The organism is Nonomuraea thailandensis (genome assembly GCF_024172165.1).
Classification (GTDB): Bacteria; Actinomycetota; Actinomycetes; order Streptosporangiales; family Streptosporangiaceae; genus Nonomuraea; species Nonomuraea thailandensis.
The window spans coordinates 123,610-146,302 of the sequence record NZ_JAMZEB010000001.1 but is presented as its reverse complement, the minus strand read 5'-3'; the positions used below and the strand labels follow the sequence as shown (position 1 = coordinate 146,302).

The window sequence follows — 22,693 nt, the reverse complement described above, 5'->3', positions numbered from 1 at the left end:
CCCCTTCGCGCTGGCGTTCAACAGACTCCTGGCCTGGCGCTAGGAAGGGTGGCAGTGCGGCCGGCGATGTCTAGGAAGGTTGGCATGCCTAGGTTGATGGTGGCCGCGCGGCGGGTCCGCTCGTCGAGTTGGGTGAGCTTGCCCTCGGCTGCGGCGAGGCTGACGCGAAGGCCTTCAGCTTCACCGAGCCAGCCCTCGCGTTCGGCCTCGGCGATCCGGGCGTTCAGGTTGTCGCGGATTTCCTCAAGCCGGGGCCGCTGAACTGGGTCCAGGCGAAGAACGGGACAGCGAACACAGGAATGTTCATGCTGGCAGCTGGTCCCATAGGCTCGCCCGCAGTCCCCGAGGGCGACCTTGCGGCGTTCGAAATGGCCGAGGAACTCTGACCATTCCTCGTCTGTGGGGGTGCGGTATTCCTCGCTGGGCCGCAGAGCCCGTCGGCGAGCGATGAAGGCGCGGTGGCCGGTGATCGCCTCCTCAGGATAAACTGCCTTGTAGCCCATCGTGGTGTTGATGTCCTTGTGCCCGAGCAGCAGTTGGGCGATGTGAGGTGGCATCCCGTTCATGATCGCTTCGGTGGTGAAGAGCCTTCGAAAGTCGTGGGGCGTATGCGTCAGAGGTCGCCCCGAGGCGTCGGTCAGGCCCGAGGCCAGCAGGGCTTCGTTGATCGCCTTGCGGATCGTGTTCCCGGAGACGGCCCGGCGCTGCCCGCCGCTGGTCCATTGGAAGAGCAGCGGAGCAGGGGCGTTCCAGACCTTCTCCAGGCTGTCGTAGAAGGGGATCAGCGGAACGGCTCCGTCAGTGCCGCGGACCCGGCTGACGACCGCGCTGAGGACGTCAGCAAGCTCAGGGCTGATGACCAGGAGCCGTTCTTCATCGGTTTTGGACGGCGCGATCTGCAGAAGAGGGATGAGCTCGCCGGTGACAGGCAGGGTGTATTGGGTAATGCTGTGGTGGCTGGTCTCGAGCATCTCCTCGATCCGGACCCCCGTGTGGCGGAGAAACTCGATCGCGGCCCAGCCCCAGAACGCGCGATGCTCGTCCTGGACGAGGTTGCGGCGGGATCCGGACTCGTCGAAGGCGCAGGAGGAGCCGCTGCTGTCGAGCCGGTTGGCGCGGCTGGCCTTGACGAACGTCTCAACGAGGACGGCGAAGGAATCACCGCCCCCGGCCGCGCGGAGGGCAGCGAGCCGGATCCGCGCCGCGTGGAGCCGCTCCTCGGCTGTCCGTATCAGGGTGGGCAGCATCGGCAGCCGCTCCCTGGTGCGCTGGTCCATCCGCGCTTTGCGCCGCGTGATGTCCTTCTTGTAGGTGATCTCGGTGGAGCTGACCGGACTGGGCGCCGCCCACGGGCCCCAGCGAGCTGGGTCCTCCAGAGCCCACTGGGCGATGTCGAGATAGAAGGCCCTGACCCAGCCCAAGAGCGCGGCATAGCTGGCTCTGGGACTGCTCACCTCGACCATCCGGCCGTCTGGAAGCCGGCGTCTGGTGACCTTGGTGCGTAATCGTTCCTTCCAGGCCGCTATAAGCCCTCGGTCCAGGTGCAGCAAGTCGATGCCCGGCTGCAAATCCTCCAGGTTCTTCCAGAAGTGCAGGGCCAGGACCCGGGCGAGATCCTCGAAGGTGGCGTAGTCCAGGGCTGGCCGCCGTTCGGCAAGGTAGTCGACGATGAGATCACGGACCGGCTGGCATTGCAGCCGGTAGCGGTCGACGAGCTGATCAACGGTGAGCTGCCCGGAGAACAACGTGACCGCCCGAAGAGTAGTCGGCGCGTCGTCCGGGAACTGGCCCATGTCCTTGAGCAGCGAGTAGAACAGGGAGCGGCTGTCACCACCACGCCCGAGAATCTGAAGCTCGACGTGCCGCAGTTCAAGGCAGTCGCCAACTGTGACGTCGGCGACTCCGCCCCCCCTTGGCCACTGCAATCGTTGCGATCTGGGAACAGGCCAATAGGCCGAGTCTGGAGGCCAGCAGCACCGGGTCAGCGGATTCCTCGATGCGGGCGAAACCTGCCGGGTCCCGATGCTGGACGACCGCTTCTCGCCAATACTTGCTGCGGACGATCTTCAGCATGAACTCAAGATCTGGCCTGATCACGTCGGCGACCAGCAGGCAGAGCAGCCCCGAGCGCAGGCCCTCCTCACGCGGCTTCTCACCGTGCTCGCTCATCCAGGCCATCACCGGGTCCACCCAGCGGAAACCGAGGTCGTTCGCCGGGCTGACCTGCCACCGATCCTGCCAGGTCGTCCCGGGGAAGGTCTCCAGCCAGCTCAGGATCCAGCGTGCGCCATAGCGACGGCCCTCGTGCGTGGTCTTCACACGTGCCCGCATCGGGGGCCGGTCGATCCTGGCGAGAACCTCTTGCTGAGTCTCCTCAGTTGCCGACCAGGTGGAAGGCCGTGTCCTGGGCGGGAACTGGGTGAGCAGCCTGCGCGCCGCCTCCCCCTGAAACTGTGTGGGATCGGCTCCCAGCCACGCCGGCTGGATGGCGGACCTGACCGCGGCCATCACGAACGGCCTCCGAAGAGGACCTGCAGGGAGTCCGGGTTATAGCCCGTGCTCGGCGGCGGGCCGGATACCGTCCGGCGTTCGGCCTGCCGCCGGTAATGGGCCAGCGCGCTGGCCACGACGTCTTCCTGGGTCGGTGTGGTGTAGATCTGCGTGGTACTCAGGTGCGCGTGTCCGAGGATCCACTGGATGTCGGTTAACGGCATCGCGGGGTCCTGTGCCATCCGGTAGGCCGCGGTATGGCGGAGATCATGGAGCGTCCAGTTCGAGCCGAGCAGAATCTGGGCGCGCGCGAACATGGCGCGAGCGGCCGGATAGGCGAGCTCGCGCCATGGACGGCGAAGCGTGAACCACAACGGCTCGCTGCGGCTGCGAGGAGCGCCCTTGCGCCAGAGTTCTTCCTGGTAGAGCCGCAGCCAGACGAAGGCATCTGGAGAGACCGGCAGCTGCTGAACCGCCCTGCTGCCCTTGCGGACCACCGCCACGAGCTGCTGCCCGGGATCGACATGGCCCTGTCGCGCTGTCAGCAGTTCTTCCGCCCGCGCGGCGGTCGAGACCCAGAACGCCAGCAACGCCCGATCCCGGTGGTGGGTCAGCCCCGCGAACAGGTTGTTGAACTGCTCATCGGGGATCCGTCGCGGGATCCGCTTGGGCACCTTCGGCCGGTAGCGACCCTGCCGCTCGTTCCGGAACGGATCCAAGAAGTTGTGATTCGCGTTCGCTCGGTTCGCCCTTCGCGACCGATTGAGTGGAAACGGGTTGATGATCGGGCCGCACCCGACCTCGAGGTGGAAGTCGTAGAAGGCCCGCAGCACCGTCTCGGCATGCGCTCTGGTCGACGGGGCGAACTTCCGGCCCGGTGCCGGCTTCCCCGTCACAGGATTCACCCTGCCCGGCGTCGAACGGCGCCGGCCTCGTGACGGCTTGTCCGCGATCTGCATCCACCGCGCGAAGTCCCGAGCATCGACCTGCACCGCCTTGTCCCACGCGACTCCGATCGCAGCCAGGAAGCGCCACCAGCGCAGCAGGTCGTGGCCATAGGAACCGATCGTCGAGACCGATCGGTCAGCCGCCTGAAGGTCCGCGAAGAACGCTGCGGCCGGCTCGACCACCACACCGGCCCCGTCGACGAGCCGATACGGCTCCCACTTCTCCCCGGTCTCTACGAGCTGACCGACGTCGGGTACGAGAAGCGCTGCAATGTCCCGCTGATCGTTCGGATCGCGCATGGCGGAGGAACGTAGCACAACCCCCATCTGAGCTGCAACGATGTCATTCTTAGTTCAGTTAATAGGCCCCTCCTGCCAGTGCCCGCCTGCCAGACGCGCACAGGCGGCCGACCGGAAAAGCACCACCGCCGCGACATCATCGACGCGATCCGGTACGTGACCGACAACGCCTGCAAATGGAGGGCCCTGCCCGCGGACTTTCCGCCTTACCAGACCGTGTTCGGCTTCTTCAGCCGCTGGACCAGGGCCGGGGTCTTCAACCGGATCCGTGATGAACTTCGCCGCGCCATCCGGTTGCGCGCCGGGCGCTGCCCCAACCCGGTCGCTGGCGTCATCGACTCCCAGTCGGTGCGCGCCGCAGCCACCGTCACCGGCCGCTCACGCTCGTTTGACGCAGGGAAAAAGGTGCCGGGGAGAAAGCGCCACCTGGTCGTGGACACCTTCGGCCTGCTCATGATGGTCATGGTCACAGCCGCCGGACAGCCCGACCGCGACGCCGCCCGGGAGTTACTGGCCCGGCTGCGGATGCTGCACCCGCAACTCACCCTCATCTGGGGCGACAGCGCCTACACCGGGACGCTGGTCGAGTGGGCCCGCCGCTTCCTTCACCTCACCTTGAAGATCGTAACTAAACGGCCAGGTCAGACCGGGTTCAAAGTACTAGCGAGAAGGTGGATCGTCGAGAGGTCTCTCTCGTGGCTGATGAACGCCCGCCGCAACGTGATCGATTTCGAACGCAAGCCCTCGCACAGCGAAGCCCACCTGACTGTCGTCGCGATCACGCTCATGACCAGGCGGCTGACCAGGAAAAGGCCGCCGGCATGGACCCGAAAGCCGACGCCTGCGCCGCGAGCCGCCTGAAGAGGTGCCGTTAGCGCTTCGGAGACCGCCTCGTGCTCCTGCTCGATGGCTGCACCGTACTCCTGCTGCCCATAAAAACCGGGGCGGTGGTGAAATTCCAGAAGTTCGCGCGGACACGTGATGGGTGCAAGGCCGTGAACGACAAGGAGGACAGGTGGATGAAGACGACCGCGCCCGGTTCGAGTCCGTTTACCGCAGTACCTACGATCATCTGCTCGGATATGCCGTACGGCGGTGTGACCGCGCCGAGGACGCGGCGGACGTGGTGGCGGAGACCTATCTGATCGCCTGGCGGCGCATCGCCGATCTACCTGACGGCGAGCACGCCCGGATGTGGCTGTTCGGCGTGGCCGGCAAGGTCATGGCCAATCATCGCCGCGGAGAGCGGCGGCGAACAGCCTGGCATGCCGACTTCGTGGCCGAGGCGGAGCGGCTCTACGCCGTGGGTAGCGCGGCCTCCGAGTTCGACGCAGTCGATGAGGCCATGAGCCAGCTCAGCGACGACGACCGTGAACTGCTCGCCCTGGCGATCTGGGAAGAGCTCGACACCGGGCAGATCGCCCAGGTGCTGGGGTGTTCACGCAACGCGGTACGCATCCGCCTGCACCGAGCGCGTCAACGCTTCGTCAAGGCGCTGGAACGGCCGGGAACGCCGGCCATGCGCGTCAACCGGCCGCTCATCCGAGAGGAGATGCAGTGAACGAGGATCAGCTGTTCCGCGGCAAGGCACGGATCCTGTACGACGACTTGGCGGGGGCCTCACACTCCCCTGCGGCGGACGCGCTACTGGCCCAGCTCCAGCTCATGGCGACCGATCCCGTACCGCCGGTGCAAGATCGGGTACGGGCACCGCGGCGCGCCAGGCGGCTGCTGCTCGGTGCAGTGGCGACCGCGCTGATGGCGGTCGCCATGACGGTCGGCCCCTCGATCCTCGGCGCCCCGGACGAGGTGTACGCCGGAGAGGCCGTGACGGTCGACCGCGATGGCAACGACTACGTCTTCTACTTCACCAAGGGCGATCCGGACCCGGAAAGCCTGCGGAAGGCTTTCCGAAGCGTCGGCCTGGACGTCAGCGTGACGCTGGTGCCCGTCTCGCCCCGAGATCCGTTCCCGTACTTCTCCCTTGTCCGCAACGGAGGCATCCAGACCTCGTACCGCTCCGCGGAGTGCGCCGAGCGCGTCGGGGGATGCCTGGGCAGCATGCGCGTCAGCGCGGAACTGACGGGGCCTGCGGAGTTCAGGCTCGGCCGCCCCGCCCGGCCGGGTGAGCCGTACGTGGCGTCGGTCGATGCGACGCTCCCGGGTGAAGTCCTGGCCGGGGTGCAGATCGACGGCAAAACGGCAGCCGAGGTCGTACGGATCGCTCGCGAGCGCGGCCTGCGAGTGATCTACACCATCGATTGGCCGCTGAAGGAGGGGGTGGGCTTCTCGACGGAGGGATTCGAGGGGGAGATCCCTGCTTCTCGCATCGATCCCGCCTGGGCAGTGGCGAGCGTGGAAACGTACAACGACGGCGCGATCATCATGCATGTCCTACCTGGGCCCGGCGCGACCCCGCCCCCAGAATTCTGCCGTCATCACGGGGACACCTACCCTCCTATCGCCTGCTGAACAGCCGCTGAGAGCCTCGACGGCTATACCCCTCCAGCATGGCCAACCGCGTCAAGGCCAGGGCGCGTCAGTGGCCGCCGCGCGCGCGTATGCCTTTCGTGCTTGGAATCAACCGTCTGTCGATCCGCAGAGCTGACCAGCGGTAAGCCTGCAACAGCTTGTTGTCGAACTCCAAGAGCCGGGTGTGGCGTCACAGATGCGCACCCGGCTCTGGCAGTCCTCACCGGCAACGCGGTGAATTCAGGCGTGTGCTTCGCCGAGGATGATGCCGCCCATTGCGTGCCTTCCTCGGCGGCAGACAAGGTCTTTGGCGTCTCCCTAACGATCACTGACGGTTGGGGATTAGAGACACCTTCTCAACCCCGCCGAAATCTGACCTCGCCACCGTCTCGCCAGCGGTTCGACAGGCGCGGAGGGAGGGCCGACAGATCGGCGAAAGCCGCTGCTTCCTGGTGCACCACCGTAGCCAGCGCGCGCCCGGGCGAGACGATCAGCACCTTTGCCTGGAGTGCGCCGCCTGAGCGAGACGCCGAGCGCTGTTGGTGCCGGGGAGGATGGACCGATCTTCACTGGATCTGCCCACCACTGCTCTCGGCAGCCCAGACATCCGGGCTGGGCTGCTCCCGGGCCCACGGGCCGCCGCGATCCGCTGGTGTCCTGCGGGAGTAGGCGGAGCCGAAGGGGGCTGCCGGCGCAGGATCGACGGTAGCGCCGGCCCCTCTCACCCCACGGCGGTCCTGTCCTCCCCGCGTCCCTGCGGCAGGTGACGCACAGTAGGTGCTCTCCCTGGCCATCCCGGCTACACCACGTGACCATCAGGCGGTCTCCTCGCCGCCGGCGTCGTCGACCTCGCGCAGGTCGGCTAGGTTGACGATCTCCTGCGCCGTCGTGGAGGAGTTCTACCGGGCGGGCATGCTGCGCAAGGTGCCGGCGCCGCCTCGGGTCGCCTGAACCCTGTTCGGGGCGTCAAGACCATCGTGTCGTTCCCCCTCACGGGCGCACGAGCGGCGGCTACTGTGACCGGTGTGACAGAGACGTTCGTGATGCGTCCCGCCACCGCAGCCGATCGACCGGCCGTCACGCGGATGATTCACGCGCGCTGCCAGTGGATGGAGGAGCGCGGCCTGCCGAGCTGGCGGGCCAGCGTGGACGAGCTGGTCGGCCAGTGCGAGAACCCGGACGGGGACGTGTGGATCCTGGAAGGGGCCGAGCACGGCGTGGCCGGGCAGATGGTGGTGCAGGATCAGGGCCCGCCGTGGGGGTGGACGGACGAGGAGCGGGCCGAGGCCGCCCTGTACTTGTCGGGGTCGATCACCGATCCGGCGCTCCGCTCGCGCAAGCCGGGGACGCTGATGGCGTGGTGGGCAGTCGATCGAGCCGCCCAGCTCGGCGTCCAGTGGGTGCGCCGTCACTGCCACTTCCCACAGGTGGCCAGCTACAACCTGACGCAGGGGTTGACGGCGTCGATGCCGTCCGGGCCGGCTGCTCTGTTCGGCTGCAGCAACAGCGCCTTCTGTGCTTCGCGGATGAGCTCCTGAATGTCGGCGCGAGGGTCGATGGTGTGGCCGAGTTCGTGCAGGACCAGCTTGGCGGTGCTTTCGATGAATTCCTTGGCGGCGCCGATGACGAGGGCAGGATCGTCGTGTTGCTCGGCTCCGGGTGTGTCATGAAGTGGTGAGGGTCCGCAGCGCTCCCATCGTGGCGGCTCACGCCCATCTGCACCAGGTGCCGGACCGCGCTCTGACGTGGAATGTGGAGTCGTCCCGGACCCGAGCACGGCGATTTACCGGCCAATGTTGGCAGGAATAATGCTACACACCTCCCCTTTTGCTCAATATGATCCGCTGACAGTCCGAAAGCGTCGGCGTTGAGCCGACAAAAAGGAGCAATATATGCGCAATATACGAGACTGGAAAAGGCCTGCGCTGGCCGGCGTGGCGCTCGGCCTGGGCGCCGTCATGCTGCTCGCCGCGCCGGCCGGCGCCGTGGCCGGAACGGGTAACGCTTCGTCCGTCAGCGCGGAGTGCGGCGGCATGCCGTACAACGGTCAGCCCTGCGGCTGACGGCCCCAGAACGCCGTGACGTCATCGTTCGCCCGATAGGTGCTAATAGCATAGTGTGATCTGGCAGGTGGACGGAGAGCGTGGCGGTGGCATGTCACGCAGGAAGATCCCTGCCAGTACCCATGATTCCGGCGGACCGTACGTCCGGGACCGCGCTGTGCGGAACCTTGTGGAACCCTCGCCTCGGCCGCAGAGGTCAGCATGATGTGGCCACTGTGCACGATGGTGCCATCGAACACCGACTCGACCAGTGGCCCGATCCGCTGCGGCTGGATGCCGCTGGCTTCGTGATCAATGTGCTGCACACATCAGAACGCACAAGCGGCGCCAGCAAAGCGTTGATTCCGCGACACCCCTGCGGCGCGGTCGAATTCGGGCTCGCGGCAGGCGGTCAGTTCCGGCGACTGCTCCGCAGCCGCAAAAGTCGCGAAGTCGACATCGGGCCCATGATGAGACTGGCTGCCACGCCGATGCACGCCGCCAGGATCTCCGCCTGGATCACCCGGGTGGTATTGCACCCTAACGGGCTCTTGGTGCGGTCGGTCGGGGCCGTCACGGCGGACAGAAACTCCGCACACCGCTCGCTGCAGGTGCGCGGCAAGGGCCGCAGGGAACGGCGCGTCTTCCTCACCTCCACCACCGCCGCCTGGCTGGAGAAACTGGCTGGCCGGGCGCGGCCGGGGCCGGGGTGGCCTATTCCCGCTGTTCACTTCGCGTGCCCGACGCATCCGCCGCGACCAGCATGGGCACAGCCCATCTGACCGGCCAGACGTCCGCCACGAGCTCACCATGCGCAGCACGCAGGCCGGAACGGCTCGGCGAATCGCACGACTTCCGCCGCGCCTTCATCAGCGAGCTGCTGAACGCCGTGTCGCCCTGGCCATCGCCCACGCCCTCCAGCGTCTACACCCCCCGGTCACCGCTGTCCGCTAAGACCGCCGTGACGAGGAGGTCCGCCGCGCCGCCATCGACCGCCGGTCCCGCCGCCAACACAGGCCAGCGAAGACGCACACCAGGCAACAGGCGTCATCATGAAATCGCCGAGTGCAGCGCATCTCCCTGTGACCTGCGTGCTGAAACGCGGCTGACCGGTGACCGCTGCACTTCGCGGGCCGGTCTCGGTCACTGATGCCATCGGACATCCTGCTTCCTTTGAAGATCAGGTGATGGCGCAATCTATAGCAGCAGCGGACGACAGAACAGCCGTGGTCAGCCGGCCGAGCCGGGGCCCGGCAGCGGGTCGATGTCGCCGGCGTGCATCGGCTCGCCGCAGTGGGCGCAGCGCAGGTCGACCTGGCTGGTCTCGCCGCACGCGTGATGGCGGTAGAGCACCGGCGGCCCGGCCTCGCCCGCGAGCCACCTGTCTCCCCAGCCGGTCATGACCATGAGCAGGTCGACGAGCTCGGTGCCCTTGGTGGTCAGGTGGTACTCGTAGCGGGGCCGGTTGTCGTAGGGGCGGCGCTCCAGCACGCCGTGGCCGATCAGGTGGTTGAGGCGTTCGGTCAGCACCTTGCGGGAGATCCCGAGGTCGGCTTGGAGTTGGTCGAACCGGTTCATGCCGACCCACACGTCGCGCAGGATCAGCGGCGACCAGGGCTCCCCGATCACGTCGAGGGTGCGCGCGATGGAGCAGGCCATCTCCCCGAAGTTCGTGCGTTGCATGCGGGCATTCTAGCAATCGGGGTTCCCTCAGGGAACTCAAAGTGCTACGGTCATGGAGTCTCCTCAAGGAACTCCGAGCCGCGTCTTCGACGCCCTCGCCGGACGCGTCGGCGCGATCGTCGCGGGACGCAACGCCTACGAGGACTCCGGCCGCTTCGGCGGCGGCAGCCCGCACCCGGCAGCCCGCTTGATGCTTCTCAGCCACCGGCCGGTGCGGGAGATCACGATCCAGCCGCAACGGGCCTGGGAACGGACCGCCGCCCAGACGGCGGCGGTTCTGAGGGCTGCGGACGCCGAGGAGCAGCCGCGCGCCTTCGTCGGGAAGCGCACACCTGTGTGGCAGGGCCAGTGACGACTCCAACCTTGCTTACGTCCTCGATGGGTCCGCCGTGAGCACATCGCCACCGCGGCGGCGTGCTCGGGAGGAGGCATCTCGTGTGGCCGGAGATCACCTGGAGCTCCTGCATGGTGTCATGCTCGTCACCTGCCGTGCCGAGCCGCTTGGCCGCGGCGGCGCGGCACAACCCTGGTCAGGCGATCCGGGCCAGGGCCTCGGCCGCCACCCCGTGCTCGAAGGGCAGCCCGCGGGCGTAGCGGGACAGCTCGTCCAGGGCCAGCTCCGCCATGCGGGCCAACTCGCCGCCGAGCGATCCGGCGATGTGCGGGGTGAGCAGGACGTGCGGCAGGTCATACAGGGGTGAGTCGGCCGATAGGACCTCCGGCTCGGTGTGGTCGATCACCGCGTACAGGCGGCCGGCGGCCAGCTCGGCGGTCAGCGCCTCCTGGTCGACCAGGACGCCTCTGGCCGTGTTGATCAGGGTCGCGCCGTCGCGCATGCGCGCCAGTCTGGCGGCGTCGATCAGGTGCCGGGTCTCGGGCAGCGCGGGCGCGTGCAGGCTGACCACGTCGCTGCGGGCGAGGAGCTCGTCGAGCTCCACGTGCGGCACCCCCAGGTCGTCGGTCAGGTACGGGTCGGCGACGAGTACGTCCAGCTCGAACGGCCGCAGCAGCTCGATCACCCGGCGTCCGATCCTGGAGGCGCCGACGATGCCCACCGTCCTGCGGTAGTTGCCGAAGCCGGGGAAGCGGGCGTCCCAGTCGAGCTCGCCCCGGTGCTCGCGATAGAGGCGGGCGATCTCCAGCACCCGCTTGCCGGCGAACAGGATGGCGGCGAGCGTGTACTCGGCGACCGGTTCGGCGTTGGCCGAGGCGGCCGAGGACACCAGCAGGCCGCGTTGCCAGCACGCCTGGGTGACGTGGAGCTTGACCGATCCGGCCGCGTGCACGACCGCCCGCAGCCGGGGGGCCGCGGCCAGCACGTCGGCGGTGATCGGCGGGCAGCCCCAGCTGGTGTAGAGGACCTCCGCCTCGGCCAGCGCCGCCCGCGCGCGGGGGTCGGTGAAGTCGTCGGCCACCAGGTACGGATCCACGTCGGCGACCTGGACCAGCCGCTCGCGCACCGGTGCGGTGAGCAGCCGCTCGCCCACCCGCCGGCCCATGGCCAGCAGGGTCCTGGGCTTGTCGATCATGTTGTCCCCCGAAGAAGTGCTCACTTGACGCTGCCCGCCGTCATCCCGGCCCGCCAGAACCGCTGCAGGAACACGAAGACCAGCAGCAGCGGCACCACCGACAGCAGCGATCCGGTGATCACCAGGGTGCTGTACTCGGGGAAGGAGGTCACCTGGGTGTTCCAGGAGTACAGGCCCAGGCTGAGCGGGAACAGATGCTGGTCCGACAGCATCACCAGGGGCAGGAAGAAGTTGTTCCAGATGCCGGTGAACTGGAACAGGAAGATCGTCACGTACGCGGCCTTGAGCATGGGCAGCGCAACCGAGACGAAGGTGCGCAGTTCGCTGGCGCCGTCGGATCGGGCCGCCTCCAGCACCTCGCCGGGCACGTATCCGGTGGACAGGACGCGGGCCAGGTAGACGCCGAAGGGGTGGACGAGCGCCGGGATGAACACCGACCAGAACGAGTTGACCACCCCGGCCTCGGCGGCCAGCAGGTACAGCGGGATCGCGGTGGCGGTGGTGGGCACCAGCACGCCGAGCAGGACCACGCCGAACAGGCGCTCCTTGCCCCGCCAGTCGTACTTGTCGAAGGCGCAGCCGCAGGCGACGCTGATGAGCGCGCCGAGCGCGGCGCCGCCGCCGGCGTACAGGAGGCTGTTGAGGTACCAGCGGAAGAAGATGCCGTCGCTCTCGGAGGCCACGGCGGTGAGGTTGGCGCCGAGGTCGATCTCGGCGAAGGCGAAGCCGGGGGTGGAGTACAGGTCGGACAGGGACTTGGTCGAGGCGAACAGCAGCCAGGTCAGCGGCAGCAGCGTGTAGACGGCGGCGACCAGCAGGAAGACGTTGACCGCCGTCCTGGACATGAGGCGGGAGGTCACTTCTTGTTCCCCCACGTGGTGACGAAGTAGGACAGGACGGCGGCCAGCACGGCGAGCAGGAGCGAGGCGGCGGCGGCCTGGCCGACGTCGTTCTTGCCGAAGGCCTCGGCGTAGGCGTACATGTTCGGGGTCCAGGTGCTGACGATGCCGTCGCTGACGCCGTCCATGACCATCGGCTCGTTGAACAGCTGCAGGGAGCCGATGATGGTGAACAGCAGCGCCGTGATGACCGCGCCCTTGATGAGGGGCAGCTTGACCCGCAGTGCCACCCGCACCGGGCCGGCGCCGTCGATCGTGGCCGCCTCCAGCACCTCGCGCGGGACGGCCTGCAGCGCGGCGAAGAAGATGATCATGTTGTAGCCGATCCATTCCCACACGGCGACGTTGACCACGGAGCTGAGCGCGTGCTCGCCGAGGAAGTCCCAGGCGATGCCGCCGTCGCGGAGCGCGGCCACGATGGGGCTGATGCCGGGCAGGTACAGGTACAGCCAGATCAGGCCGGCGATCACGCCGGGCACCACGTGCGGCATGAACAGCGCGAGCTGGAAGAACCTGCGCGCGATCGCGGCGCCGGAGTCGAGCAGCAGTGCCAGCGCGAGCGCACCGCCGAGCATGAGCGGGATGTAGAGGACGGCGTACAGCGCGACGACGGTGAAGCCGTCGAGGAAGGCGGGGTTGGCCAGGGTGGCGAGGTAGTTGCCGAGGCCGGCGAAGACGCTCTCGGCGCCGCCGAACCCCAGCCCGGACGACTGCTCCTTGAACAGGCTCAGCCAGAGCGCGTATCCGAGCGGGGCCAGGACGACGGCGGTGAACAGCACGAAGAACGGCGCGGTGAGCAGCAGGACCGCCCAGCGCCCGCCGCTCGATCGCGTGGTGGGGGACATCGGTTTCCTTCCAAGCGGCGCTCGCCGCGGCGTGTCCGCGGCGGGCGGCGGGGGTGCGGCGGGCTCTAGGGGGCGACGGCCAGCCCGCGTCCCTTGACCTCGGCGACCGTGTCGGCCTGCACCTGGGTGAGCACGTCGGGCACGGTGGTCGTGCCGCCGGAGACCTGCCCGAGCCGGTCCTTGAAGGAGGTCAGCACCTGCACCATGCTGGGCCCCCACGCCCAGCCGCTCTGGATGGTGTCGTAGGAGTCGCGGAAGACCTGGTAGATGTCCTGGCCGCCGTAGAAGGCGGTGTCGAAGCTCGTGGAGGCGACCGGTACGAGCTCGGCCTGGGCCGGGAAAGCGCTGGAGGTGCCGGAGCCGAGCCGGGCCTGCCACGCCTCGGGTGCGCCGGTGAACCACTTGGCGACCTTGACGGCGGCCTCGATGTGCTTGCTGCCCTTGCTGACGGCGTAGGTGGTGCCGCCGAACATGCCGCTGGCGGGCGTTCCCCAGTTCGGGGCGGGCGCGACCGTCCACTTGCCGCTCTGCGGGGCGTTGTTGCTCTTGATCATGCCGGCCGACCAGTTGGCGCCGAGGTAGCCCCACACCTCGTCCTTGGCGATGGAGGAGATCCACTCCTGGCTGAAGGTGGGCTGCACCTTGACCAAGTCGTTCTTGATCAGGTCCTGCCAGTAGGCGGCGACCTTCTTCGTGGGCTCGTCGTCGATGGTGATCTTCCAGGCGTCGCCGTCGGAGCCGAACCACTTGCCGCCGGCCTGCCAGGCGAAGGTGGCCAGCAGGTTGGGGTCGTCGGGGAAGAAGCTGCCGATGCGGGCTCCTTCGTCGGCCTTCTTCACCTGCTGCGCGGCGGCCCTGAAGTCGTCCCAGGTCTTCGGCGCCTCGATGTTGTGCTTGGCGAACAGGTCCTTGCGGTAGATGAAGACCTGCGGCGCGGCGTCCAGCGGCAGCGACCAGGTCTTTCCGCCCAGCTCGACGAGCTGGAAGACGCTGGCGGGGTATCGGGGTTTGACGTCCGCGGCCTGGGCGGTGATGTCCTCCAGCGCGCCCTGCGTGACGAAGTCGGGCACCTGCGGGTACTCCACCGACATCAGGTCGGGCGCGTTGCCCGCCTTGATGGCGTTGGAGAACTTGGCGTAGCCGCCGGCGTTGCCCGAGGGGATCTCCTCGAAGGTGACCTGGATGTCGGTGTGCGCCTTGTTGAAGGCGTCGACCACTTCCTTGGTGCCCTTGGCCCAGCCCCAGAACACGATCCGCTCGGGGCCGGCCGCGGGCTTGCCCTCCCCGCCGCCAGCCTCTCCGCTGCCGCAGCCCGCCAGCACCGTGGCCGCCAGCACCAGCCCGGCCACACCAGCGACGTGCTTCCGTTTCATCACAGACCTCCGAGTCGATCGCTAGAGCATCATTCGCTCACTCCTCGGCGGCTGTCCAGTCGTTACGATCGAATCGATCATAACGAAATAGCTTCGAAGCCTCGTCAGCGCGGGGCCGCCGAGGACTCGCGGGCGCGCAGCTCGGGCAGCAGCGCCAGGTGGCGCCCGGGGGTGGCGGGGCCCTCGGCGATCCGCATGATCAGCATGTCCACGGCACACCGGCCGACGTGCAGCTTCGGTGGCGCGACCGCCGTGAGCGAGGGCGAGCAGAAGCTCGCCACCTCATCGTCGTAGGCCACCAGCGACACCTCGCCGGGGATCTGCACGCCGGCCGCTGCGAGCTGGCGCACCAGCGTCAGCGCGTCCTCGTCGTTGTGCACGACCAGCCCGCTCACGCCGTCCCGCCGCACCAGCCGCAGCACCCGCTCGATGAGCTGCTCCACGGGGCGCTCGCGGTCGATGACGAGCTCCTTCGGCGGCTCCAGGCCCAGGGCGGCGGCCCCGGCCAGCACGCCCGCCTTGATCCTCGGCGTGGTCGGGCTCTGGTAGGCGACCAGCGCGAGCCGGCGGTGTCCCAGCTCGGCCAGGTGGCGTACGCCGAGGTAGGCGCCGTGGGCGTGGTCGGAGGCCACCGAGTCGAGCATCGAGGCGGGGCCGGCCAGCTCGATGCGCCGCTCCACCAGCACGGCCGGCACGTGCAGCCCGGCCAGCCAGGCGACGTGCGAGTCGTCCGGCTGCCTGCTCGGGGTCAGCAACAGCCCGTCGACGCCGCCCTCGGCGAGCTGGCGCACCTGGGCGCGGTCCTCCTCGTCCTCGTAGCGGGAGATCCCCAGCACCAGCCGCGCCCCGGCCTGGGCCGCCCGCTCCTGCGCCCCCTTGATCACCCCGGGGTAGTAGTAGTGGGCCGACGGCACCAGCATGCCGATGGTCAGCCCGGCGGCGGCCTGACCGGCCGGGGCCCGCTCGGCTTCCGGCGGGAGCGTGACGCCGCCGTGCACCCGGACCAGCAGGCCCTGCTCGGCCAGATGTTCGACGTCCCTGCGCAGAGTGACCGCCGAGACGCCCAGCACCTCGACCAGCTCGGTCAGGCGGATCGAGCCCCGGTCGCGAAGCTGACGGAGGATGAGTCGGTGACGCTGCTCGACGGACACAGGGGGCTCCTTCGGGGGGCCGGATCGATGAGGAGGATCCTAGCGGACACAGGTTTCGTTATGAGCGATATTCTTTCGTTCGATCAGACGCTCTTGTGGCGCGGCGAGGCCGCGCACTACAGTCGGCCCGCGCTACGACAGCGATCCCCCGTGCCTGATCTGGAGTCCCGTCATGCTCTGCCTGCCGCCAGAAGACCGAACGCTCAGCCCGTACACCGGGTGGACCAGGGCCCACTGGGAGGCGCTGGCCGACGGGTTGCTGGCGGCGGTGGAGCCGTACCGGTCGGCCGACGGCGCGACGATCCGGCTGCCGGGGCGAGCGAGTTGGTCCGACTGCGACGGAATGGAGGGGTTCGCCAGGCCGTTCCTGATCGCGGCCTTCCGCGTGGCCGGGGGCGGGCCCGCCGAACTGCTGGAGCCGTACCGGCCGGGGCTGGTCACCGGGCCGGACGTCTGGCCGGCCGTGGCCGACCGGTTCCAGCCCATGGTAGAGGCGGCGTCCCTGGCACTGGGGCTCTGGCTGACCCGCGAGCACCTGTGGGACACCCTCACCGGCGCGCAGCGCGAGCGGCTCGGCGGCTACCTGGCCACCGTGTTCGACCACGAGCCCGCACCCAACAACTGGTGGCTGTTCCCCGTCACCGTGGGCGGCTTCCTGGCCGCCGCCGGGCTGCAGGAGCAGGCCGCACGAGCGGCGATCGAGCGCGGGCTGGCCAGGATCGAGGGCTGGTACGCCGGCGACGGCTGGTACACCGACGGCGACAACCGAGCCTTCGACCACTACAACGGCTGGGCGCTGCACTTCTACCCCGTCCTGTACGGGCTGCTGTCCAAGACGCCGATGCCCGAGCACCACGGACGGTTGCGGACCTTCCTGGACAGCTACGCACTGACCTTCGGCTCCGACGGAGAACCGCTCTACCTGGGGCGGTCGATGACCTACCGCTTCGCCACCCTCGCCGCGCTCATGCTCGGCGCGGTGACCGGCAGCACTCCCCTGTCCCCGGGAGCGACCCGGCGGCTGGCCTCCGGCTCCGTACGTCACTTCCTGGAGCACGACATGCTGTCGCCCGAAAACCTGCTGACGCTGGGCTGGCGGGCCGCACGAGGCGACGCTGCAGCCGTACTCGGGGTCGGCCTCACCGTACTGGGCGGCCAAGGCCTTCGCCGGGCTCCTGGCCCCCGCCGACCATCCGCTCTGGACGGCGACCGAGGAGCCCGGCCCCGCCGGTGCGGCGGCCCTGGAGGGGCCCGGTTTCGTGGCGGGGAACGGCGACGGGCTGGCGAAGGTGCTCAACCACGGCATCCGGCACGACCACGCCGACCCGCTCTACGACCGCTACGCCTACTCCAGCCACACCGGCCCCACCACCGCTGGCGACGTCCCGGACAACCACTTTGGCCTCGTCGGCGCCGACGGCACCCTCGCGCCCCGCGGGCCGCTGAAGCCGGGAGGCGCCGGGCGGCGCAAGGCGCCTGCGACGGACGACGCCTGGTGGGGCGGCGACATCGTGTGGGCGGCGTCCACCGCGGCCGGCATCGTGAGCACCAGCCTGCTGCGCGGCGCGGCGGAAGTGCGAATCCACCTGGTGAGCCCCGAATCCCAGGTCCGCCAGACGGGATGGGCACTCCCCCACGCCACCGCCGAGCACGGCGCGCTGTCGGTCACCCTCACCGGGCGGGACGGGCTCCGCTCCCAGCTGTACGGCCTGCACGGTTACGGCACCGCCACGGTCATGCAGGCTCCCGAAGGGACCGCCTTCGGACGCCCGGCGCTCGTCCCTGCCCTGGAGGGCGTGACCGCGGACGGCTGGGCGGTGTCGCTCGCCGTGCTGCAACGTGGCGACGCCCACGGCGACGAAGCAAGCGACGGCCACGCGCAGGTTCGTGCCGAGGTCGGCTCCGACCGGGTGACCGTGATCTGGCCCGACGGCGAACACCACATCGTCACCCGACAGGGTCTGCGGGCGTGACTCCCTGTCTGCCGTCTGCCCGGGCCCATGTCACCCCTGGGTTCGGCGCACGCGGCCGCCGGCGAGCACTGTCACCAGGTACGGCCGGGCACCAGCCTGTTGCCGGCCACGAGACCTTCCTGCCGGTCACTTCCGTGATCAGGCGCGCTCTGCACGCGGCCACCTCGGCGGACCGCTCCGGGCAAGCAGCCAGGTCTCGCAGCTCCCCAGGATCCTGCTCCAGGTCGAAGAACTGATCGTGGCCATCGCCGGACATGCCACCTACATGTGGTGCCCGTCGGTGAGCCAGTGCAGTCGCCGGGCGAACAGGCCGTGCTTGCCGTGCAGAGGGTCGCGCCCCGGATGCGGCGGTCAGCAGGCTGCGGCCTTCGACGTCTCAAGCACGGGCAGCCCTCGCGTGTGTGCCGGAGGGCGGGCACGAAGTCGCGCCATTCGGCCAGTTGATCGTTGACCGTGCCTTGGGTACGCCGAACATGATCGGAGCGTCCAGGACATCGTTGATGTAAGCGAGAGAACGCATGGAGGCGGACACGAGTCAGGAGGTCAACTGCCCGGTGCCCGGTTTCAGCCCTTCCTCCACGCGCCGGCGCCTGCACATGCACCAACCCGATGATGGCGTTGCGCATCTCGCAGGAGCGGATGTGGGTGACGCGGGTGGGATCGATTCACTACAGACAGACGCCTTTACAGTGTAGATTTCGGTTGACAGCCTGCTGACCTGCACGTGCGGAGCCGTGCACGATCGGGCGCGGGACATCGTCCGAGAAGCGCTGCGACATCGACTGTACGATCTGATGTCCGCCTGCGGGCTGTGGTGAGCACCGACTCCCCCTCGAACACCTCCTCGGCACCGTGCCCGCAGCCGCCTCCCCGCCGGCGAGCACCGGCGCTCTGTCCTGTCCAGAACCTCCGCCTGGACGCTGACGGCTTTCCTGTGCGTCTGCCCACCCACCAGGGATGCTGATTCGTGCGCAAAGGCAGGCACAGCTGCTCGATTGCGTTGCTCCTGGCCCGGATCCCTGTCGCGGGCCAGTGCAGACTCCCCACCGGGGACACCGCGGAGACGGCGCCGCGCCTTGGCCGCTCCCCTCCCTTGATTCGCAGAATGTCGGCATTTGGATGAGAAGGCGACCCTGTACAGGTCGGTCGAGCAATATGCCTTGCGCGCGCGAGTTGCCTATGGCGTTTGTGTACCCGAAGCCAGGTGACCTCGCCCGGCGTGGTTGTGGTGACCGGCGCCGATCGGCGTATCTGCGTGACGGTCGGCATCTTCGGCTCCCCGCTCAGGACGCACACTCAGGGATCGTATCGAGGCCGCACGCCCGGCCAGCGCATTGCACCGCATGAGCGGATGCTACTTCCGCCACGCGAGTCATCGCTGGTTCTCGCTGGCGAGCGCGAAACCGACAGCGCGTTCCGGTCGGGCCGCAGCCAATCCGCGACGATTTGGCATGCGTCCGTGCGCCTAGGAACGTTGTACCGCTATGTTGGTAGTTATCAGTTGTAGCGTAACTACCTGCATGGAGTGCCGATGGCCAGGCAGATACAAGAACTCCTCATCGATGATCTGGACGGGGGCGAGGCCGCCGAAACCATCAATTTCGCAATCGATGGTTCCGCCTTCGAGATCGACCTCAGCTCCTCGAACGCCAAGAAACTCAGAGAGGCACTGACACCCTTTGTTCAGCATGCACGTCGGGAGAGCTTGGCCAGGAAGGCTCCCCGCGGGCGTGCTGGCAACTCGAAGGCTATGAGCCGGCAGAAGAGCGCCGAGATCCGACAGTGGGCCAAGATTAATGGCCTACCGGTCAGCGAACGCGGTCGCATCGCGTCCAGCGTCGTGGAGAAGTACGAAGCCGCCCACTAAGTCTCGACATGCCCTCGCGCTCTGGTGGCGACATGCCGCTGAGTCAGGGCCCCTTGGAGCCGCCGGGCGCTGATGCCTCTCTCTTGGAGAGCCCCTCCTTGGGACGCGTCGTTCCTGCGCCGGGCGCGTGGACCGGCACGCCCTCGTCAGGCGCGAGGGAAGGCCTCATCGCCCTGTGTCCAGAGCCTGCAGGGGCGGCTATGGCACGATGCGCGACCTGAGATTCAGCTGGTGTGTCGTCATCTCCTCATGGTCAGTTTCGCTCGGCCTGTCCCCTGCTCTGCGAAGGCGCGCACTTGCTCCCACCGCGAGCTTTACGTACGAGCACGTTGCCCAGCGGGTCGGTTTCATGCGCCACCGGGCGATCACGTCGTTCAGTTCGGAGAACCTGCGCCGTTGCTTGGCCTTCAGAAGTTCCCGGCCCAAGCGGTCCATGCAGCGCTCGAGCTGAGCGCCCGCCAGGTACGCGTCAAAAGCATTCGACCAGACATGCACAAGCTCACAACGCTCTTCGCATTTGACCTTCCGCGTCAATGTCAATCAATGATTCACCATTTTGCAGCATGTTTTACCCTCCTTGACATATAGAGCACATTCGCCGAGAGAGGCGAGCGCGGCGATGCCGTCGACTTGTCGCGACATGTTGCGCACTACTGCAGCGGGGAGGACCTCGGAGGCCGCACGGATGCGCGACGCCATCGGCCGTAGATGAGCAGAAGACACTCTCTCGAGGTTCCGCTTGACCGATGTCCCAAGTGGCGGAGGCTAATCGGCGAAGGAGCGACACGTGAACGTCACACCAGTGAGCCCTTTTCATCCTCGGGTGAGCTCGTAGTTTTGCAGGACGGCGATTGCCTTGCAGAGCTGGCCTGCCTTGTGCGGGCAGCAGCGGAGCTTGCGGAGGATGCGCCAGCTTTTGAGCTGGGCGTTGGCGCGTTCGCCTGGTCCGCGGAGCCGGGCGTGGGAGCGGTTGGCCGCCTTCTGTGAGGCGGGTTTGTTGCGGCCTTTGTACGGCGTGGCGACTGGGCCTTCGGCGCCTTGGTAGCCCTTGTCGGCCAGCGTCAGCACGCCGGCCTGCGCCAGCGCGCGCAGGATGCCCCAGATGCGGGCGGCGGTCAGGTCGTGGATGCTGCCCGGCAACGAGCCGGAGGTCCAGATGATGGTGCCGTCTGGGGAGGCGATGACCTGGACGTTCATGCCGTGCATGCGGTGTTTGGCCGAGTAGTACGGCCGGTCGGCGTGCACACGGTCGGTGGGGATGAGCATGCCGTCCAGCACCAGGTAGTGCAGCCCGTTACGGGTGGCCTGGCGTAAGGCGCGGTCGAGCGTGACGGCGCGGGCGCGCAGCAGGGCCACGGTCTCTTCCACGTACCGCCAGGCGGTGGCGATCGAGATGCCGAACCCGGCGCCGAGCTCGGTGTACGTCTCGCCTTTGCGCAGGTAGACCAGGACCAGCAGGGCTTGCTGGGCGGAGTTGAGCCGCCGCCAGGTGGAGCCGATGGCCTTGCGGTGGCGGCGGATGATGCCGGCCACGTAGTTCAGCGTTGAGCGCGACAAATCGACGGCAGCACGATGCTTCTATGGCTTGTCAAGCGAAATGGACGTTTGGCGCCTGAGGACGGACGAGCATCTTGTAGAGCTGGCGAGCGACGTATCGCTTCAGGCAGCGGATGATCTCTCTCTTGGACAACCCGTCGGTGGTTCTGCGTTCGACGTAGGCGCGGGTGGATGGATCGCAGGACATGCGAGACAGCACGACCACATACAGGGCTCGGTTGGCCTGCCGATCGCCGCCACGGTTGAGGCGGTGACGTCGTGTTTTGCCGCTGGAAGCGGGGACGGGCGACACCCCGCACAAGGCCGCGAACGATCCCTCGGAGCGCAACCGGTCGGGGTTGTCGCCGCAGGTGACCAGCAGCTGCGCAGCAGTCTCGACGCCCAGGCCTTTGACGGTCAGCAACTCGGGCCGGGCCTGCTCGATCAGGGCTTTCAACTGGTCGAAGGCGGCGTCGATTTCTGCGCTGAGGGCGCGGTAGCGAGCCGCGAGGTGCCGCAGCGCAGCCTTGACACTTTGGGCGGGGTCGGTCAGATCGGCGGAAGGCCTTAACCGGGAGCAGGCATCGGCGAGCCGGGCCTTCTTCAGGCCGGCCGACTGCTCGCGAAGCTCGGCCGGGGCGGTGACGAGCAGCGCCTGCAGCTCGTTGAGGCAGGCGGTGCGTGCCTTCACTGCGCCGGCGCGGACCACGTGCAGCACACGGATCAATTCGGCCACTCCGTTTCCGCTCTTCGGGACGGCGTGAGCTCTGCCGGCGAGGACGGCCTCGGCCGCGGAGTAGGAGTCCAGCGGATCGGACTTGCCCTTGTCCTGCGCTGCTGGCGATCAGGGCGATTGACCTCGACCACCTTGATCTTCGCGCTGCTCAGGTGACGAGTGAGGTCGGCACCATAGGAACCGGTCCCCTCCACCCCCACCGCATGCAGCCGGCCGAAGGACCGCATCCACTCCAGCAGGTCCGCGTACCCCGCTCCCGTCGCAGGGAACTCGCGGTCGGCGACCCGGCGCCCGTTCATCAACACCACCGCAGCGTGGTGAGTATCGGCATGCGAGTCGACCCCGCCCACGATTCGTCGCGCCTTGGGCTTCTTGAACTGTGTCATGTGCACCCTCATCGGCTTGGGGGACATCCGAGGACGGTGCGTGCCGACCACGTCAGGCAGGCAGACCAGTGATGGGACGGGCTCTCTCGCCAAGGCTTCTATCAAGCCACACGCAGCGGGCCGACACGCACACTCGGGAATGATCTCCCGGAAGAGGCGACAGATCGTGCTGACGGCACCAGGAGACCCGGGCCAGATAGAACAGGGGTCAGCCTCAAGGGAGAACACTTCCTGCTTCTGCAACTTCATCCGCAGAAGCAGTCGTTCCCGTTGGCACCAGTCTCACTGATAGAAAAGCATCCGAGCCCCTGGTGGTGACGACGTTGATTGTGGTGATCCACCCGTCTACCAGGGGTTCCTCTACGTCCTCAGGCGAACGCCGGACTCTCGATCATGCTGTGATCAGCACCCTCTCGACCAAGGATGAAAACACTTCAGTACACGGTCGCCAGCCGCGCACCGAC

At 68.0% G+C, this 22,693-nt stretch carries 24 protein-coding genes and 1 pseudogene; 12 read left to right on the top strand and 13 right to left on the bottom strand.

All coding sequences use genetic code 11. The features are described from left to right. Nucleotides 1–17: 17 nt before the first annotated feature. From HD597_RS00655 to HD597_RS00645, 3 genes are all read right to left on the bottom strand, one after another. On the bottom strand, nt 18–1,793 hold the full coding sequence (locus HD597_RS00655; RefSeq protein WP_253739550.1) for a tyrosine-type recombinase/integrase: 1,776 nt from the start codon (nt 1,791–1,793) through the stop codon (nt 18–20). Nucleotides 1,794–1,869: 76 nt separating this feature from the next. Next, on the bottom strand, nt 1,870–2,511 hold the full coding sequence (locus HD597_RS00650; RefSeq protein ID WP_253739549.1) for a hypothetical protein: 642 nt from the start codon (nt 2,509–2,511) through the stop codon (nt 1,870–1,872). Continuing rightward, a complete protein-coding gene (locus HD597_RS00645) occupies nt 2,508–3,737 on the bottom strand; it encodes a tyrosine-type recombinase/integrase (protein WP_253739548.1) in 1,230 nt (409 codons plus the stop codon). Before HD597_RS00645 ends, HD597_RS00650 begins: the two co-directional genes overlap by 4 nt. Nucleotides 3,738–3,764: 27 nt before the next feature. Between HD597_RS00645 and HD597_RS00640 the strand changes: the two genes are divergently transcribed. From HD597_RS00640 to HD597_RS00620, 6 genes are all read left to right on the top strand, one after another. Next, nucleotides 3,765–4,598 (top strand): IS5 family transposase, encoded by an 834-nt coding sequence (locus HD597_RS00640; protein WP_308210557.1) that lies wholly within the window; start codon nt 3,765–3,767, stop codon nt 4,596–4,598. Nucleotides 4,599–4,752: 154 nt separating this feature from the next. After that, a complete protein-coding gene (locus HD597_RS00635) occupies nt 4,753–5,298 on the top strand; it encodes an RNA polymerase sigma factor (RefSeq protein ID WP_253739546.1) in 546 nt (181 codons plus the stop codon). Between the two features lie 104 nt (nt 5,299–5,402). Next, complete coding sequence (locus HD597_RS00630) at nt 5,403–6,209, top strand: hypothetical protein (protein WP_253739544.1); 807 nt, start codon at nt 5,403–5,405, stop codon at nt 6,207–6,209. A gap of 335 nt (nt 6,210–6,544) precedes the next feature. Continuing rightward, a complete protein-coding gene (locus HD597_RS66470) occupies nt 6,545–6,730 on the top strand; it encodes a DUF4193 family protein (RefSeq protein WP_372513318.1) in 186 nt (61 codons plus the stop codon). Between the two features lie 256 nt (nt 6,731–6,986). After that, nucleotides 6,987–7,160, top strand: coding sequence for a hypothetical protein (locus HD597_RS00625; protein ID WP_253739542.1), 174 nt, complete (start codon nt 6,987–6,989; stop codon nt 7,158–7,160). 74 nt (nt 7,161–7,234) lie between these two features. After that, the gene (locus HD597_RS00620) at nt 7,235–7,747 is read left to right on the top strand and encodes a GNAT family N-acetyltransferase (RefSeq protein WP_253739540.1); all 513 of its coding nucleotides are present in this window, start codon (nt 7,235–7,237) and stop codon (nt 7,745–7,747) included. Here the strand turns inward: HD597_RS00620 and HD597_RS67300 are convergent. After that, nucleotides 7,645–7,986: an abortive infection family protein gene (locus HD597_RS67300; protein WP_504928475.1), complete on the bottom strand. Its 342-nt coding sequence runs from the start codon at nt 7,984–7,986 to the stop codon at nt 7,645–7,647. The genes HD597_RS00620 and HD597_RS67300 overlap by 103 nt on opposite strands. 115 nt (nt 7,987–8,101) lie before the next feature. On the opposite strand from HD597_RS67300, the gene HD597_RS00615 reads away from it, so the two are divergent. Beyond that, nucleotides 8,102–8,272 carry a hypothetical protein gene (locus HD597_RS00615; RefSeq protein ID WP_253739538.1) on the top strand — a complete coding sequence of 57 codons (171 nt, stop codon included), beginning with the start codon at nt 8,102–8,104 and terminating at the stop codon, nt 8,270–8,272. A gap of 206 nt (nt 8,273–8,478) precedes the next feature. Beyond that, complete coding sequence (locus tag HD597_RS00610; protein WP_253739537.1) at nt 8,479–9,033, top strand: hypothetical protein; 555 nt, start codon at nt 8,479–8,481, stop codon at nt 9,031–9,033. A gap of 448 nt (nt 9,034–9,481) precedes the next feature. On the opposite strand, the gene HD597_RS00605 is transcribed toward HD597_RS00610, so the two are convergent. Beyond that, the gene (locus tag HD597_RS00605) at nt 9,482–9,934 is read right to left on the bottom strand and encodes a winged helix-turn-helix transcriptional regulator (protein WP_253739536.1); all 453 of its coding nucleotides are present in this window, start codon (nt 9,932–9,934) and stop codon (nt 9,482–9,484) included. A 52-nt stretch (nt 9,935–9,986) separates the two neighbouring features. On the opposite strand from HD597_RS00605, the gene HD597_RS00600 reads away from it, so the two are divergent. Continuing rightward, nucleotides 9,987–10,286, top strand: coding sequence for a dihydrofolate reductase family protein (locus HD597_RS00600; RefSeq protein ID WP_253739534.1), 300 nt, complete (start codon nt 9,987–9,989; stop codon nt 10,284–10,286). A 178-nt stretch (nt 10,287–10,464) separates the two neighbouring features. Here HD597_RS00600 and HD597_RS00595 read toward each other — a convergent pair whose 3' ends face one another. The 5 genes from HD597_RS00595 to HD597_RS00575 all read right to left on the bottom strand — a co-directional run bounded on the left by HD597_RS00595 (nt 10,465) and on the right by HD597_RS00575 (nt 15,731). Then, nucleotides 10,465–11,487: a hydroxyacid dehydrogenase gene (locus tag HD597_RS00595; protein WP_253739532.1), complete on the bottom strand. Its 1,023-nt coding sequence runs from the start codon at nt 11,485–11,487 to the stop codon at nt 10,465–10,467. Then, nucleotides 11,484–12,323, bottom strand: coding sequence for a carbohydrate ABC transporter permease (locus HD597_RS00590; protein ID WP_253739530.1), 840 nt, complete (start codon nt 12,321–12,323; stop codon nt 11,484–11,486). The genes HD597_RS00595 and HD597_RS00590 overlap by 4 nt, the downstream gene beginning before the upstream one ends. Beyond that, entirely contained in the window at nt 12,320–13,207 is an 888-nt protein-coding gene (locus HD597_RS00585; protein ID WP_253739529.1) for a carbohydrate ABC transporter permease, read from the bottom strand. The genes HD597_RS00590 and HD597_RS00585 overlap by 4 nt, the downstream gene beginning before the upstream one ends. Nucleotides 13,208–13,272: 65 nt before the next feature. Beyond that, entirely contained in the window at nt 13,273–14,580 is a 1,308-nt protein-coding gene (locus HD597_RS00580) for an ABC transporter substrate-binding protein (protein WP_253739527.1), read from the bottom strand. Between the two features lie 104 nt (nt 14,581–14,684). Continuing rightward, nucleotides 14,685–15,731, bottom strand: a complete 1,047-nt coding sequence (locus tag HD597_RS00575; RefSeq protein ID WP_253739525.1) for a substrate-binding domain-containing protein — start codon at nt 15,729–15,731, stop codon at nt 14,685–14,687. A gap of 172 nt (nt 15,732–15,903) precedes the next feature. On the opposite strand from HD597_RS00575, the pseudogene HD597_RS66465 reads away from it, so the two are divergent. The 3 genes and pseudogenes from HD597_RS66465 to HD597_RS00555 all read left to right on the top strand — a co-directional run. Continuing rightward, nucleotides 15,904–16,891 (top strand): annotated as a pseudogene (locus HD597_RS66465) (DUF2264 domain-containing protein); the annotation flags it as partial. A gap of 99 nt (nt 16,892–16,990) precedes the next feature. Beyond that, entirely contained in the window at nt 16,991–17,704 is a 714-nt protein-coding gene (locus HD597_RS00560; protein WP_253739519.1) for a hypothetical protein, read from the top strand. A gap of 1,531 nt (nt 17,705–19,235) precedes the next feature. Beyond that, nucleotides 19,236–19,571, top strand: a complete 336-nt coding sequence (locus HD597_RS00555; RefSeq protein WP_253739516.1) for a histone-like nucleoid-structuring protein Lsr2 — start codon at nt 19,236–19,238, stop codon at nt 19,569–19,571. Nucleotides 19,572–20,384: 813 nt separating this feature from the next. Here the strand turns inward: HD597_RS00555 and HD597_RS00550 are convergent. The 3 genes from HD597_RS00550 to HD597_RS00540 are packed head-to-tail and all read right to left on the bottom strand — an operon-like array spanning nt 20,385 to nt 22,229. Further along, entirely contained in the window at nt 20,385–21,128 is a 744-nt protein-coding gene (locus HD597_RS00550; RefSeq protein WP_253739514.1) for a transposase family protein, read from the bottom strand. 31 nt (nt 21,129–21,159) lie between these two features. After that, entirely contained in the window at nt 21,160–21,843 is a 684-nt protein-coding gene (locus HD597_RS00545) for a transposase (protein ID WP_253739512.1), read from the bottom strand. Next, entirely contained in the window at nt 21,831–22,229 is a 399-nt protein-coding gene (locus HD597_RS00540) for an IS110 family transposase (RefSeq protein WP_253739510.1), read from the bottom strand. Before HD597_RS00540 ends, HD597_RS00545 begins: the two co-directional genes overlap by 13 nt. Between the last annotated feature and the right edge of the window lie 464 nt (nt 22,230–22,693).